General features: G+C 61.4%; 14 protein-coding genes. 12 read left to right on the top strand and 2 right to left on the bottom strand.

The features are described 5' to 3' along the window. Both tssI and AO240_RS19475 read right to left on the bottom strand, forming a co-directional pair. Positions 1–1,258: type VI secretion system tip protein TssI/VgrG (tssI, locus tag AO240_RS19470; protein ID WP_143505407.1), on the bottom strand; the 1,258-nt coding region annotated here is incomplete at its 3' end. 318 nt (positions 1,259–1,576) lie between these two features. Beyond that, on the bottom strand, positions 1,577–4,330 hold the full coding sequence (locus AO240_RS19475) for a glycoside hydrolase family 3 protein (protein WP_099238441.1): 2,754 nt from the start codon (positions 4,328–4,330) through the stop codon (positions 1,577–1,579). Between the two features lie 513 nt (positions 4,331–4,843). Here AO240_RS19475 and AO240_RS19480 point away from each other — a divergent pair. The 12 genes from AO240_RS19480 to gspD all read left to right on the top strand — a co-directional run bounded on the left by AO240_RS19480 (position 4,844) and on the right by gspD (position 15,174). Beyond that, positions 4,844–5,065 (top strand): hypothetical protein, encoded by a 222-nt coding sequence (locus AO240_RS19480; RefSeq protein ID WP_099238443.1) that lies wholly within the window; start codon positions 4,844–4,846, stop codon positions 5,063–5,065. A gap of 183 nt (positions 5,066–5,248) precedes the next feature. Then, the gene (gene gspE / locus AO240_RS19485; protein WP_371918660.1) at positions 5,249–6,943 is read left to right on the top strand and encodes a type II secretion system ATPase GspE; all 1,695 of its coding nucleotides are present in this window, start codon (positions 5,249–5,251) and stop codon (positions 6,941–6,943) included. Further along, complete coding sequence (gspF, locus tag AO240_RS19490) at positions 6,940–8,142, top strand: type II secretion system inner membrane protein GspF (protein WP_099238447.1); 1,203 nt, start codon at positions 6,940–6,942, stop codon at positions 8,140–8,142. The genes gspE and gspF overlap by 4 nt, the downstream gene beginning before the upstream one ends. A 20-nt stretch (positions 8,143–8,162) precedes the next feature. Beyond that, positions 8,163–8,588, top strand: a complete 426-nt coding sequence (gspG, locus tag AO240_RS19495; protein WP_099238449.1) for a type II secretion system major pseudopilin GspG — start codon at positions 8,163–8,165, stop codon at positions 8,586–8,588. A gap of 9 nt (positions 8,589–8,597) precedes the next feature. Then, a complete protein-coding gene (locus AO240_RS19500) occupies positions 8,598–9,029 on the top strand; it encodes a type II secretion system protein (RefSeq protein WP_058412089.1) in 432 nt (143 codons plus the stop codon). Further along, positions 9,026–9,400 (top strand): type II secretion system protein J, encoded by a 375-nt coding sequence (locus tag AO240_RS19505; RefSeq protein ID WP_099238451.1) that lies wholly within the window; start codon positions 9,026–9,028, stop codon positions 9,398–9,400. Before AO240_RS19500 ends, AO240_RS19505 begins: the two co-directional genes overlap by 4 nt. Continuing rightward, on the top strand, positions 9,397–10,026 hold the full coding sequence (locus AO240_RS19510) for a prepilin-type N-terminal cleavage/methylation domain-containing protein (RefSeq protein WP_099238453.1): 630 nt from the start codon (positions 9,397–9,399) through the stop codon (positions 10,024–10,026). Before AO240_RS19505 ends, AO240_RS19510 begins: the two co-directional genes overlap by 4 nt. Further along, the gene (locus tag AO240_RS19515) at positions 10,023–10,748 is read left to right on the top strand and encodes a type II secretion system protein GspK (RefSeq protein ID WP_099238455.1); all 726 of its coding nucleotides are present in this window, start codon (positions 10,023–10,025) and stop codon (positions 10,746–10,748) included. The genes AO240_RS19510 and AO240_RS19515 overlap by 4 nt, the downstream gene beginning before the upstream one ends. Next, positions 10,745–11,788 (top strand): PilN domain-containing protein, encoded by a 1,044-nt coding sequence (locus AO240_RS19520; RefSeq protein ID WP_099238523.1) that lies wholly within the window; start codon positions 10,745–10,747, stop codon positions 11,786–11,788. Before AO240_RS19515 ends, AO240_RS19520 begins: the two co-directional genes overlap by 4 nt. Then, positions 11,763–12,374: a type II secretion system protein GspM gene (gspM, locus tag AO240_RS19525; protein WP_099238521.1), complete on the top strand. Its 612-nt coding sequence runs from the start codon at positions 11,763–11,765 to the stop codon at positions 12,372–12,374. Before AO240_RS19520 ends, gspM begins: the two co-directional genes overlap by 26 nt. Next, positions 12,371–12,895 carry a general secretion pathway protein GspN gene (locus tag AO240_RS19530; RefSeq protein ID WP_099238457.1) on the top strand — a complete coding sequence of 175 codons (525 nt, stop codon included), beginning with the start codon at positions 12,371–12,373 and terminating at the stop codon, positions 12,893–12,895. Before gspM ends, AO240_RS19530 begins: the two co-directional genes overlap by 4 nt. Next, on the top strand, positions 12,892–15,174 hold the full coding sequence (gspD, locus tag AO240_RS19535; protein ID WP_099238459.1) for a type II secretion system secretin GspD: 2,283 nt from the start codon (positions 12,892–12,894) through the stop codon (positions 15,172–15,174). The genes AO240_RS19530 and gspD overlap by 4 nt, the downstream gene beginning before the upstream one ends. Positions 15,175–15,300: the final 126 nt, after the last annotated feature.

A 15,300-nucleotide genomic window follows, 5' to 3' on the forward strand; every position in this document is an offset into this window, starting at 1 on the left:
CCCTTCCGTGTCGGTCACAGTGGATGTCTTCGCCTTTGGGGCCAGTCACCAATGCCGTCTGACAGCCGAATATCCGCGGCTTCCGGTAAGCCTGTTGCGGGCGATAGAACACGTCCCACGGCGTGGCCGTAAACGTATTGCGGTAACCCTGAACGAAGTCGTCTTTGTGCGCACTGCCGTCGCTCGCAAGGCTCTCCTCCAGAACAGCCGGCTGCAGGCCTTCGTGGCCAATCGAGGTGAGCAACCAAAGGTCATTCCAGTCATTTCGCGGGTGTTGCGACAGCGGCAAAAAATGACCGCTGACCAGCGTGGGTTGGTCACTTTTACCCTCGGCCTGACGGTAATCTGCGCGATGGCGTTCCAGAGCCCGCTGGCTCAACAACTGGCCGCGTGTGCGCTGGGTAAAACCACCGGGGAATTGGTAGTCTTCCAGGTCGGGCTGGCCGTCCTGGGCTGGCGGACGATGGCCCGCTTCGAGCGTGATGCGGGCCTTCTCGAAGTTGTAATCACGTCGCGTTGTGCGGCTGGAACGATGGCCCGCTTCGAGCGTGATGCGGGCCTTCTCGAAGTTGTAATCACGTCGCGTTGTGCGGCTGGTACGCGCCGCAAAACGCAGGTTAAAACGCTTGATTACGGGTTCGTCAGCGACGAGGCCGGTGTCCTGCACATAGGCTGTGGGCCGGCTCAGCCTGGGGAATATGGTTTGGTCGTCACCCAATACCAATACGTGACCGTTTGGCGAGTGCTGAAAGTGATAGTGAATACCTTCTTCCCAGCACAAACGGTGGATGTACAACAGGTCTGACTCGTTGTACTGCACGCAGTAATCGCGCACCGGATAGGTCGAGCCCACGTGAAAATAGTAGGCGTCACCCTGGATGCCATGCTCTTCAAGAATCAGCGCGATAATGTGCGGGACGCTTTTTTGTTGGAAAATGCGCTGGTTGGTGCGGTGCGCCAAATAGGCCAACTGCGGCACCAGCGTAAGGCTGTAATGGGTCAGGCGCTTGCCCGAGTCACCTTGGGCAACGCGGTAGATTTGCCCATGAACCCCCGCGCCAGTGTTGTTGAATGCGAGGAAGGCTTGTTTGTGCAACAGACGTTCGATGTTCAAGTCAGGGTGTTCGCTGACCAGTTGCAGATCAAACGAAAAGGGCGTGCTGATGGACTCTTTGCCGGTGAACGAAAGCACCTGAAAATCATGCTCGAAATCGTTGATCGTCAGGTTGAATTGCGCGTGTGGGGTTGTGACGAACATCCGCCTTTTCCTTGTCGGACTTTTAGCTTGGGCCCATCTGCTGGCAGCAGGCGGACGCCTGTGAGCGTGTGGGGGCTAAAAATCAGGTTAAACAAGGAGCGGAAAAGAAATATGCAGGAAGCTTCCTATATCTAAACGGAATTTTCTCTGATTCAGGAAGGGCTTGGGAGGGCGTTGCTGGGGAAGGGTACTGAGTGAAGCACGTTCTGCGTCACCTGGCGGTGATATTCCCACAGCAAGTTAAGGCGCTTGAGCGTGTGCAATCCTGAAAAAAAGGGGGAGCGGGGCTAGCCCGCTCCCCCCTGGCACGTGCCGGTATCAGTTACCGGCTGCGCTGCCCTGACTGCTATCGTCGGACATGTCGTAGCCATCACCTTCGCTGGTGTCGCTGTCGCCCTGATTCTGCTTCAGCACGCCGCCGGTCTTCACCGTTGGCGACTCACGCAGCGTGGCTTTCAGCGCAGCGCGCGGCAGCGGGTTGCTGGTGGTGGTCGACAGTTCCTGACGGAACGGGTTGACCAGCTTGGCGTTCAGACGAATGTCCTGAGACGACGCGCCCAGCGACAGGGTGAAGCTGTCGGCATCGACTACCCACTGCTTGCTGGTTTCATCGAAGTAGGCCAGCGAGCGGTCGTTCAGCTCGATAGTCACGCGCTTGCTTTCGCCAGGCTTGAGGAAGACTTTCTTGTAGCCCTTCAGCTCTTTGAGCGCGCGCTCGACTTTCGGGTTGTTCTGGCCCACGTACAGCTCGGCCACCTCGGCGCCCGCGACCTTGCCGGTGTTGGCCAGGTCGAACGACACCTTGATCGGTGCGCCCGCCACCGCAACCCCAGGGGTTACGCTGATGTTGCTGTAGCCGAAGGTGGTGTACGACAAGCCGTAGCCGAACGGGTAGAGCGGCTTGATGCCCTTCTTCTCGTAACCGCGATAGCCGAGGAACAGGTCGTCCTTGTAGCTCATCTCGGCCAGGGTTTCCTGGTTGTCGAATTTCGGGAAAGTCGCGTAAGTCGGGTTGTCTTCGATGTTACGTTCGATACTGATCGGCAGCTTGGCCGACGGGTTGACCTTGCCCAGCAGAATTTCCGCCAAGGCCTGGCCGCCGTTCTGCCCAGGGTAGAACGCATGCAGTGCCGCTGGAACCTGGTCGATCCAGTCGCTCATTTTCAGCCCGGTACCGCCGTGCAGGGTGACCACGGTGTTCGGGTTGACCTTGGCGATGCTCTGAATCAGTTGGCCCTGGAACTCCGGCAGGTCGAAGCTATGGTCAAAGCCTTCGCCCTCGTATTCGTTGCTGTTACCGGCGGCTACCAGTACCGCGTCGTACTTGGCCAGGTTCTGCGGTGCAACCAGTGACGCCCAGCTCATCTGTACGCCAACCAGGCCGCCCATGGTTGAGAGGTAGCCATTGCGGCGCGAGTATTCGAGCTTGATCTCGACCGGCTTGCCGGCTTCCAGGTTGACCTTGGCAAACACCGGAATGGTTGGCGGAATGCTGTTGTTCGGCAACGGCTTGCCGTCGCCGTTATCCAGCACTTTTTGGCCGTTGACGTAGAGGCGCACTGCACCGTCGGCGCGAACCTTGAACACCTGTTCGCCGCTGACGGTCGGGGTGATCTGGCCGCTGTAGCGAATCGATGTGGCAGCGGTATCGCCGTTCACCGGCAGGCTGTCGGTCGACCAGTCGAGGTCAACATGGTTGTCGGTGCGGCTGGCGGCCGGGTCACCGGACCAGTTGGTATTGCTGAAGAACTCGGTCTTCAAACCGGCGACGCTGTTGCCATTGCCGTCGGTGTGGGTCCAGGTCGAAACACTCGGGTCCAGCGACAGGCCGTCGATGAACTCGACCTTGGCGCCAGGTGCCAATTGCTGCAGGCCGCTCAGCTCGCTGATGTAGTTGGCTGCCATCACATTCGCGCTGCCAAAACCGGTAGGCGGTGCGTACTTGGCCAGGTTGCCGACCACGGCGATGGTCTTGACCTTTTTCGCGTCCAGCGGCAGCAGGTTGTTCTGGTTCTTCAACAGCACGATGCCTTCGCGCGCCGCGTTCAGCGCTACGCGGTTGCTGGTGGCGCTGTTCATGTTGTGGCTGGTCAGCGGCGCTTTGCTGTCGAACTTGTACAGGTAGATCTGCTTGAGGATGCGGCGCACCTTGTCATCGATGGTCGCGCTGCTCAGCTCGCCACTGTCGAGGAACGGCTTGAGCACCGTGCTGTTCATCTGGTAGCCCATCATGTCCAGATCGGTGCCGGCTTGTGCGGCGGGCAGGCCGTCGACTACGGCGTTGTAGTCGCTCTGCACGAAGCCCGGGTAGCCCCATTCGGTTTTCAGAATGTCGTGCATCAAGTGCTTGTTCTGGCACGCGAACTCACCGTTCACCTTTTGGAACGAACACATCATCATCGCGACTTTGCTGTTTTTCGAGGCGGACTCGAACGACGGCAGGGTCATCTCGCGCAGCACGCGCTCACTGATGATTTCGTTGAGGTGGAAGCGGTTGCTTTCCTGATCGTTGGCGGCGAAATGCTTGGCGTTGGCCCATACACCGCGCGACTGAATGCCGTTGATCACGGCAGGCCCAAGGCTGGCGCCGAGGAAGGGGTCTTCACCCGACAGGTACTCGAACGCACGGCCGCTGTACGGCATGCGGTACAGGTTTACACCGGGGCCGGTAATGAACTGATAACCGCCGCTGGCGGTGTCGTAACCCAGGGCGCGGCCCAGGTCGATGGCGCGGCGCGGGTTCCAGCTGGCGGCCAGGTTGGGGCCGGACGGATACACCACGCCTTGCGCGTTGCCTTCGCTGGTATAGCGCACGCCCACGCCGCCATCGGCGCCGTGAATCTGCGGCACGCCGTATTGGGTCAGTGGCTTGACGTCCCAGCCACCGGTGCCGCCGATGTAGGCGAGCTTTTCTTCCATGGTCATTTTCGCCAGGGTTTTATCCGCCGCCTTTTCTGCGCGGCTCACACGACCTTCATCCAAGGCTGGGCTGGTCGCCGCATGCACTTGGGAGACTGCCAGTGCCAGCAAGGCGAAAGCCGACTGCGCACCGATCATTTTGCGTTTACTCATGGGGTCTCTCCGACAACTGTTTATTGAATATTTAGCGTGGATGAGTGCGTATTGCTCTACGCGCTCATCACTTTGTTACAGGCAATAAGTCGCCCTGATCGCAATTTTTAACCAGTGGCTAATTGCAATTACTTGGCGAATTTCGCGATGTTATTAGTTTAATAATTGTATTGGTTATTATTGTAAGTAGTGTCAATGCGATATCACGAGGTGGCACTTTGAATCGCAAAAACTGCATAATTAAGGCAATTCTTGCGCATGTAAGTCAAACAAAAGCTAATTTTTGCGTGAAATAAGAAATATTTCCTTACGTTCAGGAACTAAGTCTAAACCTACCAGTCGATTGGTTTAAGAAAATGTCTGGCGGCGTGACGAACTAGTTTTTTTCTTCGGTAGTTCTAAACTCGCTAGGCGTAATCAAGCTGTCACACACAAAGCTTAAGTGTAGGGTCTTGAACCATTTCAGGGCGCCGCTTGGGCTATCCGCTGCTGTTTTTGATCTGGAGAAAGTTAATGAAGATTTCCCTGTTGAGTGCCGGTTTTGTACTGGGCGTTGCACTGAGTGGCGCGGCAATGGCCGCTGAATCGACCGACGCCGACGCCAAGTCCGGTGCTGCCGATTCCACCGTCCTGACCCAAACCCACGACGCCAAGGCGGCGAAAAAGCAGAAGGCCGAAACCACCAAGGGTGGTCGACCGCTGAGCGAGTCGCAGGCGCCAAAAACGTCCAACTAAACCAGCTTCACCCTTTGTAGTCGCGAGCTTGCTCGCGAAGAACGTCAACGATGGCGCGCACATCCTGAATGAACGCGGTATTCTTGGGTTTTTCGCCCGCAAGCTCGCTGCTATATGGGGCACCGACAGCCTCTCAGACAGTTACCCATGCCCAGCCTCTCGACACCGATCAACGCCTGCCACATGCACATCCCTGATACCGACCAGGTATGCGCATGGCTGATGCAAAAGGCTGGCTTGAAAACGGTGGACCTGGAGCGCGCCCGACGCCTTTCGCAAGAGTCCGACGACACCGAATTACTCGGCCTGCTGACCCGTCTGGGGCTGGTCTCCGAAGTCGAGCTGGCCCGCGCCTGGGCGGATTTGCTCGGCGCGCCGCTGGTGCTGGCCGATGCCGCGCCGCCGCTGCTCGACCCGCTGCCGGTACTCACCGAGCGTTTTATGCGCCACTACCAAGTGGTGCCGGTGGGCTGGAGCCAGGGCGGCTTGCGCGTATTGGCGGCCAACCCCGCGCTGGTGTATCCATTCCAGGCCATGGCCTATGCGTGCGGCGTGCCGGTGTGGCTGGCGGTCGGCCCGCGCAATGAAGTCGAAACCTTGATCGAGCGTTACTACGGCCAGGGCCGTTCGGCCATGGGCACGCTGATCGAAAACCTCGACGAGCAGAGCGGTGCGCTGGAAGACATCGAACACCTCAAGGACATGGCCTCCGAAGCGCCGGTGATTCGCCTGGTCAACCTGATCTTGCAGCGCGCGGTGGAACATCGCGCTTCCGACATTCATATCGAACCCTTCGAAAACCAGCTCAAGGTGCGCTACCGCATTGACGGCGTGCTGCACGAGGCTGAGGCCCCGCCGTCGAGCTCATCGGCAGCGGTGATTTCGCGGGTCAAGATCATGGCGCGGCTGGACATCGCCGAGCGTCGTTTGCCTCAGGATGGGCGGATCATGCTGCGCATCCAGGGCAAGGAACTCGACTTGCGTGTGTCCACCGTGCCCACCAGTTTTGGCGAGTCGGTGGTAATGCGCCTGCTCGACCGCCAGACCGTGCAGTTCGACTTCCAGAGCCTCGGTTTTGACGGCCAGCGCCTCGAAACCTTTTTGGAAGTGCTGGAACGGCCGCACGGTATTCTGCTGGTCACCGGGCCGACCGGCTCGGGTAAAACCACCACGCTGTACACCGCGCTGTCACGGCTTAATACCGCCGAGCGCAAGATCATCACCGTCGAAGACCCGGTGGAATACCAACTGGAAGGCATCAACCAGATCCAGGTCAAACCGGCCATCGGTCTCGACTTTGCCGGGGCGCTGCGCTCGATCGTGCGTCAGGACCCGGACGTGATCATGATCGGTGAAATCCGCGACCTGGAAACCTGCCGCATCGCCATTCAGTCGTCGCTGACCGGCCACTTGGTGCTCTCGACCCTGCACACCAATAGCGCTGCAGCGAGTATCACGCGCCTGCTCGACATGGGCGTTGAAAGCTACCTGATCGCCTCGACGGTCAACGGCATCCTGGCCCAGCGGCTGGTGCGACGCCTTGACCCGGCGACCCGTGAAGCCTTTGAAGCGCCGCCCGAACTGATCGCCGAACATGGGCTTGATCGCTTCACCGAGCAGCGCCCAATCATGCTCTATCGCCCACGCGCCGATGCACCGGGCGGCGGTTACCACGGCCGCTCGGCGATTACCGAATTGCTGGTGATGAACGACGAATTGCGCAGCCTGTTGATGCGCCAGGCCGACGCCGCCACGCTGGAACAGGCCGCCCGCCGCGGTGGCCTGCGCACCTTGCATGAAGAAGGCCTGCGCCAGGCCGTGGCGGGTGTTACCTCCCTCGAAGAAGTGCTGCGTGTGACGCGTGGAGAGGGCGCATGAGCCTGTTCAAATACCGCGCCCTCGACAGCCAGGGCGCGCCGCAGAATGGCACCCTGGAAGCCAAGGATCAGGAGGCCGCCGTCGCCGCGCTGCACAAGCGCGGTTTGCTGTTATTGCAGATCGATGCGGCGGGCGCCGAAGGCTTGCGCAGGGCGTTCGGCCGTGGCCAATTGAACGGCGCGGCACTGGTCAGCTTCACCCAGCAACTGGCCACGCTGTTGGGCGCGGGCCAACCGTTGGAACGCTCGCTGGGTATCTTGCTCAAGCAGCCCGGCCAGCCGCAGACGCGTGCGTTGATCGAGCGCATTCGTGAACACGTCAAGGCCGGCCAGCCTTTATCCAAAGCACTGGAAGAGGAGGGCAGCCAGTTCTCGCCGCTGTACCTGAGCATGGTGCGTGCCGGTGAGGCCGGTGGCGCGCTGGAAAACACCCTGCGCCAGCTCAGTGATTATTTGGAGCGCAGCCAGCTATTAAGGGGCGAAGTGATCAACGCCCTGATCTACCCGGCCTTTCTGGTCGTCGGCGTACTCGGTTCGCTGGCGCTGTTGCTGGCGTACGTGGTGCCGCAGTTCGTGCCGATTTTCAAGGACTTGGGTGTGCCGATCCCGCTGATCACCGAAGTCATTCTGGGCCTCGGTCAATTCCTCGGGGCTTACGGGCTGGCGGTCTTGGCGGGCTTGATTCTTACTGTATGGACGTTGGCCGCACGCTTGCGCGACCCGCAGCGCCGCGAAAGATACGACCGCCGCGTGCTCGGCATTCGGGTGATCGGCCCGCTGCTGCAACGCGTCGAAGCGGCGCGGTTGACGCGCACCCTCGGCACCTTGCTGAGCAATGGCGTGGCCCTGCTGCAAGCCTTGGTCATCGCGCGTCAGGTCTGCACCAACCGCGCCCTGCAAGCGCAAGTCGCGCAGGCCGCCGAATCGGTCAAGGGCGGCGGCACCCTGGCCAGTGCCTTTGGCAGCGAGCCGCTGCTGCCGGACCTGGCCCTGCAAATGATTGAAGTCGGCGAACAAGCCGGCGAACTCGACAGCATGCTGCTCAAGGTCGCCGACGTGTTCGACGTCGAAGCCAAACGCGGTATCGACCGCCTGCTCGCCGCCCTGGTGCCGTCCCTGACGGTGGTCATGGCGGTGCTGGTGGCGGTGATCATGCTGGCGATCATGCTGCCGCTGATGAGCCTTACCAGCAATATATGAACCCTCGAGGACACACACCGATGCGCCAACCCCGTCTCAAATCCGCCCGCCGCCAGGGCGGTTTTACCCTGCTGGAAATGCTCGCAGTGATCGTGCTGCTGGGCATCGTCGCGACCATCGTGGTGCGCCAGGTCGGTGGCAACGTCGACAAAGGCAAATACGGCGCAGGCAAGGCGCAACTGGCCAGCCTGAGCATGAAAATCGAAAGCTACGGCCTCGACGTCGGCTCGCCGCCCAAGAATCTGCAACAACTGGTCGAGAAGCCCGCCAACAGTTCAGGCTGGGCCGGGCCGTACGCCAAGCCTTCAGACCTCAAAGACCCGTTTGGGCATGCGTTCGGCTACCGCTTCCCCGGCGAACACGGCCCGTTTGACCTGATTTTCTACGGTCAAGACGGCCAGCCTGGTGGCGAAGGCTACAGCGCCGACCTGGGCAACTGGGAGTAACCCGCGACCATGCCTAACCCCCAACGCGGCTTTACCCTGCTGGAGATGCTGGTGGTGATCGTTTTGATCAGCCTGGCAGCCGGGTTGGTGGGATTTGGCCTGCAACAAGGCCTGCGCACCGCTAAAGAGCGCCAGGTGGTTGGGCAGATGGTCGAGGCATTGCGCAGCACGCGGGCACGCGCGATTGTCAGCGGCAACGCAGAAAAAACCGTTTTTGATCTGCGCGCGTTGAGTTTTCAGGCGCCGGGGCGGCCGGTAAAACACTGGCCGGCCGACCTGCAAGTGACCTTGAACACCTCCGAGCAAGCGGGTTCGACCGTGGAGTTTTACCCCGACGGCAGTTCAACCGGCGGCAACCTGTTGCTGGCCAGCGGCAGTCGCCATTGGCGCATCGATATTGGCTGGCTGACCGGCAGCGTGCAGTCCAAGGCGTTGCCATGAGCCGCCATCGCCAATCCGGTTTTACCTTGCTCGAAATGCTCGCCGCGCTGACGCTCATGGCCGTTTGCAGCACGGTGCTGCTGGTCGCTTTTGGCCAGAGCGCGCGCTCTTTATTGCAGGTCAATCACAGTGATCGGTTGACCCACGCGGCGCAAAGCGTGATGGACCAGGAAGTCACAGGGCCGTTGGTGAGTGGCGTGCGCGAGGGCAACCTGGAAGGCATCCATTGGCAATTAAGCATCGCCCAGCAGCCGACTCGTATCGGCCAGCCGCGTTTGTTTCGCCTTGACCTTACCGTCAACGAAGGCCCGCGCAAGGCACGTTTCAGTACCTTGAAACTGCGCGCCGCTACCGACAGTGCCGGCCTGTGAAGCAGGCTCAACAGGGTTTTACCCTGCTCGAAATCATGATCGTGCTCAGCTTGCTCGGGGTCTTGTTGACCCTGGTCGGTGGGGCTCTGTTGGGCGCCAATCGCGCGGTGCTCAAGGCCCAGCGCTACACGGTGAGCCTGGATGAAACGCGCGCCGCGCAGCAGTTTTTGCGCACCTCGATCAGCGAGGCGCTGCCGCTGGACGTGACCGAAGACGACAGCCAGACCAACGGTTTTTTCACCGGCAGTGCGCAGCGCATGCAGTTTGTCGCGACCTTGCCCGGCGTGCTCGGCGGCGGTATTCAGCGTTTCACCCTGCAATTGGCCGGGCCTGAGGCGCACCGTGATTTGCAGGTGGCGTTCGCGCGTTTTGAATCCGCCGCGCAGGCCAGCGTACCGGCATCACGTGGCGAGCCGCAGGTGTTGCTCAAAAACGTCGAGGACCTGCAATTCAGCTATCGCGGAATATCGCCGAAGGGCCAGCACACCGGTTGGGTCAGCGACTGGCCCTGGTCCCAGCGCCTGCCCCACGCGGTGCGCATCGCCGCACGCGTCAACGGGCCGGTGCCGTGGGTGACGCAGGTGGTTGCCTTGCGCCTGAACCTCTCCGGCGGGACGCCCGAATGATCAAGCATCAACGCGGTGTCGCTTTGCTGCTGGTGCTGTGGGTGCTGGCCTTGCTCAGCCTGCTGCTCGGCGGCCTGGCCGGCTGGGTACAATTGGAAGCGCGTCAGGCCACCTGGCAGCGCCAGCACACGCAGGCATTGCTGGCGGCCGAAGCGGGTTTGGCATTGGCCGTACAGGCGCTGGTCGACCCGGTGCAGCGCAAGCAATGGGTGGCCGACGGGCGTGAAATGCCGATGGTGTTCGACGACGCGCAGCTACACGTGAGTGTGCGCAGCGAGCGTGGCAAGTTGTACCTGAACAGCGCCGAGGTGGCTGACTTCGCACGCCTGGCACTGGCCTGCGGCGCGTCGCAGGCCCAGGCCAACCAGCTCGCCAAAGACCTGGAAGTGCGTCGCAACAAAGGCCTGGCGCCGTTTCGAGTGGTTGAGGAACTGCGCCAATTGCCCGGCATGACCCAAGCGCTGTACAGCGCGCTGGTACCGGAAATCAGTTTGTGGAGTGGCCTTGATCGGCCAGACCCGGCATTCGCCAGCGCGTTGATGCGCCGCGCACTGAACCTGCCCCACCAAAGTGCAGTGGGCGCCGACGCCGGTGAGGTGCTGGTGATCGACAGCCGCGCGAGCCGCCCCGGTGGTTATCACGCCCAGCTGCAAGCCACGGTTTTATTAAGCCCCGCGCTAGGAAGCGCTTACCCTTATCGAGTCTTACGTTGGCAAGAATAAATGAACAACTGGTTGCGCGGTTGCAGTTGCTGACAGAGCCGGTCACCCGGCGCTGGCACGGCAGCCTGCTGCAACAGGCATGGCGCCTGTGGCTCAAAGAGCTGCGCGGTTGCCTGCCTGCGTGGTTATCGCTGCAAGACATTCCCGAGCACGTTTACCCGTGGCCGCTGACTGCGCCGGTGGAAAAACGCCTCGGTGAAGTGCGTCAGGTGTTGCTGCTGGCGCCCGACGCGGTGCTGCGGCAAACGCTGCAATTACCGCTGGCCGCCGCGCGCAACCTGTCGGCGGTGGTGGGCTATGAGCTCGACCGCTTTACCCCGTTCGACGCCGCCCAGTTGTATTTCGTTGCGCGGCAGGAGCGCCGCACACCGACGCATTTGCACGTGACGTTGGTGGCGATCCTGCGCGAGCGTCTCGACCAGATTCTGAGTGACTGCGCCGCGCTGGGTTTGCAGCCGCATGCTGTGGATGTCGACGACGGTCATGGCGTGCCGCTGGGCATCGACTTGCTGCCGACGCCCTTGCGTCCGCGCCAGCGCCCGACCGGCAAGGGCTTGCAGCGCAGCCTTCCATGGCTGTGCGGCGCGTTGCTGATCGCGGCCATGCTGCTCTGGCTCAACGACCGCCAACGCTTGCTCGACGCCATGCAACACAGCGTGCAAGCGCAAAAGGCCCAGGTGGCGCAGGTTCAGGCGTTGCGTCAGCAATTGCTGAATACCCGTGGCGCCGCGCAGTACTTGATCCGGCGCAAGGCCGCGCAACCGCCGCTGTCGGCATTTCTCAGCGAACTGACGGCCTGCTTGCCGTCCGACACCTGGCTGGACCAGTTGGAAGTCAACGACGGCGCGGATGTTTCATTCTCCGGGCAAAGCGCCAAGGCCAGTGCGTTGATCACCCGGATCAAGGGCTGCCACAGCCTCGAAAACGCCCAGTTCGAAGGGGTGATTCAACCCGATGCGCAAACCGCCAAGGACCAGTTTTCCTTGCGCGCCCATCTGCACCAGGAGGCCGCCGATGCGCCGACCACTGACACTCCTTGAACGCCGTGGCGCCGCGTTGATCGTCCTAGCGCTGGTGCTCGGCGCCGGTTACTGGCTGTTGATCGACAGCTGGTTCGCCGGGCCGCTGCGTGACATGGGCGAGCAGGCCGACCAATTGCGCGAGCAACAACAACGTTACGCCGGCGTGTTGCGCCAGGGCGATAGCCTGCGCGAACAATTGGCGCAGGCCCAGCAAGACCCGGCCAGCAGCACCAGCCTGTTGCCAGGCGATGACCCCAGCGCGGTAGCGGCTGACCTGATGCAGCGCATCGCCGACCTGATTAAAAACCGCGCCAACCTCGGCGGTGGCTGCAGCCTGACCCAGCGCATGCCGATCACCCCGGAGCAGGACGACACCGAGCCGTATCGCCAGGTCAAAGTCAGCCTGACGCTCGACTGCGCGATTGAACCGCTGACCGCGATCCTGCATGAACTGGAGTACCAGCGGCCGTTTTTGTTCGTCGATGAACTCAGCATTCGCCGCCCGCCAAATGCCCCCGCCAGCGGTGGCGCTGGCAAACTGGTGGTGCACATGTTGGTGCGCGGTTACCTGCAACCCGCCGATACCGCGAAGGTGCGCCGATGATCGCTGCATTGCGACCCCTGGAATGGGGCTTGCTCGGTGTCGCCGGGCTGCTGGGCGTGCTGATGGTCGGCATCTACAGCAGCATCGGCGATGCCCCGCAGTGGTTGCCGGTGCCCGAGCCGGATGCGCGTGCCAACGCCCCGGCAAAGGTGCTGGTGGCGCCGAGCGCAACCCTTGAAAGCCTGGCCGGCACCTGGCAAGCGCCGTTGTTCAGTACCAACCGTAGCCCCGACCGCGCCGTAAACCAGACCGAGGTGTCCAGCCTGTCGAGCCTGACGCTGACCGGCATCGTGCTCGACGGCGACGTGCGCGTGGCAATGCTCAAGCGTGCCGACGGACCGCCACTGAAAGTTCATCAAGGCCAGGCCCTGCCCAATGGCTGGTTGCTGGAAAACCTGACACCGCGTAACGCCCGTTTCGTCCTCGACGGCCGCACGCAAACGCTGAGCCTCACCACCCTGCGTTTGCCGCCGCCGTCGACTACACCCCCGATTACCCTTCCTCATGAGCCCACCCCTTGATCGACACATTCCCCGGCGCCTTGCGCACCACCGTGTTTTGCCTCGCCACCGCTGTTTCACTCGGCGGCTGCGGGACATTCCCCGACCATCTCGACCCGGACGAGGCTCTGTTGCATGAGGCAATGCAGGGCACTGGGTCACAACGTCCACACGTCGACCCGGCTACCGAACAGGCCTCGGTCGACACTGGCCAACCGCAGGCGAAAACGCCGCCGCAACGCCAGTTGATCCGCGGCAACCAGCAGTTCGTGCGCCCACCGGCAGCGGCGGCGCCCAAGCAGGAGGGCAGCGGTGACATTGTGTTCAACTTCGCTGACCAGCCGATCGAAGCCGTGATCAACAGCGTGATGGGCGACTTGCTGCACGAAAACTACAGCATCGGCCAAGGTGTGAAAGGCAACGTCAGCTTTTCCACCTCCAAGCCTGTGAACAAGCAGCAGGCGCTGTCGATTCTCGAAACCCTGTTGTCGTGGACCGACAACGCCATGATCAAGCAGGGCAATCGCTATGTGATCCTGCCGGCCAACCAGGCGGTGGCGGGCAAGCTGGTGCCGGAGATGCGCGTCTCGCAACCTTCCAGCGGCCTGTCGGCGCGGCTGTTCGTGCTGCGCTATATCTCGGCCACCGAGATGCAAAAGTTGCTCAAGCCGTTTGCCCGTGAAAATGCATTTTTGCTGGTCGACCCGGCGCGCAATGTGCTCAGCCTGGCGGGCACGCCTGAAGAATTGGCCAACTACCAAGACACCATCGACACCTTTGATGTGGACTGGCTCAAGGGCATGTCGGTCGGGGTGTTCGGCCTGCAACGCGCCTCGGTCGCCGAGCTGATGCCGGAGCTGCAAAAGATGTTCGGCCCCAACAGCGGCATGCCACTGGCGGGCATGGTGCGCTTTTTGCCGATTGAGCGGACCAACTCGGTGGTGGCGATTTCGTCCCAGCCGCAGTACCTCAGCGAAGTCGGTGACTGGATTCACACCATCGACGAAGGCGGCGGCAACGAGCCACAGATGTACGTCTACGACGTGCGCAACATGAAGGCCACCGACCTCGCCAAATACCTGCGACAAATCTACGGCAGCGGTGCGATCAAGGACGATGCGCCAGCTAAAGTCGCGCCTGGTTTGCGCACTGCAACCCTGTCGTCGCCCGCCACCAACAGCACTTCCGGTGGAATGAATGGCAACAGCTCGGGCATGGGCACCGGCATGGGCATGGGCACCGCTAATGGCATGGGCAACAACGCTGGCATGGCTAACAACCAGGCTGGCGGCAGTGAAGAAGAGCAGGAACCGGAAGCCGATCCCGACAGCGAGAGCGAGGGTACCGAGCAGGATGCAGGCGCGGGCACAACGGCCAAAAGCCTTGACGCCGGCACCCGCATCACCGCGCAAAAAAGCAGTAACCAATTGCTCGTGCGGACTCGCCCCGTGCAGTGGAAAGAGATCGAATCGGCGATCAAGCGCCTCGACAACCCACCGCTGCAAGTGCAGATAGAGACGCGCATTCTGGAGGTCAAACTCACCGGTGAACTGGACCTCGGTGTGCAATGGTATTTGGGCCGCCTGGCGGGCAATTCCACCAGCACCACCGTGGCCAACACATCCGGCAGCCAAGGCGCGCTGGGCGGCGGCGGTGCCGGTTTGGGCGCCGCCGATTCGTTGTTCTATTCGTTCGTCAGCTCCAACCTGCAAGTGGCCTTGCACGCCCTGGAAACCAACGGACGCACCCAAGTGTTGTCGGCGCCGTCGCTGGTGGTGATGAACAACCAGCCGGCGCAGATTCAAGTCGGCGATAATATTCCGATCAGCCAGACCACGGTGAACACGGGCCTTTCCAACACCACCTTGAGCAGTGTCGAATATGTGCAGACCGGGGTGATTCTCGACGTGGTGCCACGGATCAATCCGGGTGGCCTGGTGTACATGGATATTCAGCAGCAGGTCAGTGATGCTCAGGCGCAGACGGCTAGCAGCAGTGACACGCAAAATAACCCGCGTATTTCTACGCGTTCGGTGTCCACCCAAGTGGCGGTGCAGAGCGGGCAGACGGTATTGCTCGGCGGCTTGATCAAGCAGGACAACGCCGAGAGCGTCAGCGCGGTGCCTTATCTTGGGCGCATTCCCGGGTTGCAGTGGTTGTTTGGCAGCACCAGCAAGTCCAAGGATCGCACTGAGTTGATCGTGCTGATCACGCCTCGGGTGATCACCAGCGGCAGCCAGGCGCGGCAGGTGACGGATGATTATCGCCAGCAGATGCAGTTGTTGCAGCCAGGCAAGTAGCGCAAAGCCGAACGCAGTAAATGTGGGAGCGGGCTTGCTCGCGATTGCGGTGTATCAGATAAATATTTATCAACTGACACACCGTCATCGCGAGCAAGCCCGCTCCCACATTTTTTTGATCGCATC

The organism is Pseudomonas sp. ICMP 460 (assembly GCF_002723595.1).
Lineage (GTDB): Bacteria > Pseudomonadota > Gammaproteobacteria > Pseudomonadales > Pseudomonadaceae > Aquipseudomonas > Aquipseudomonas kitaguniensis.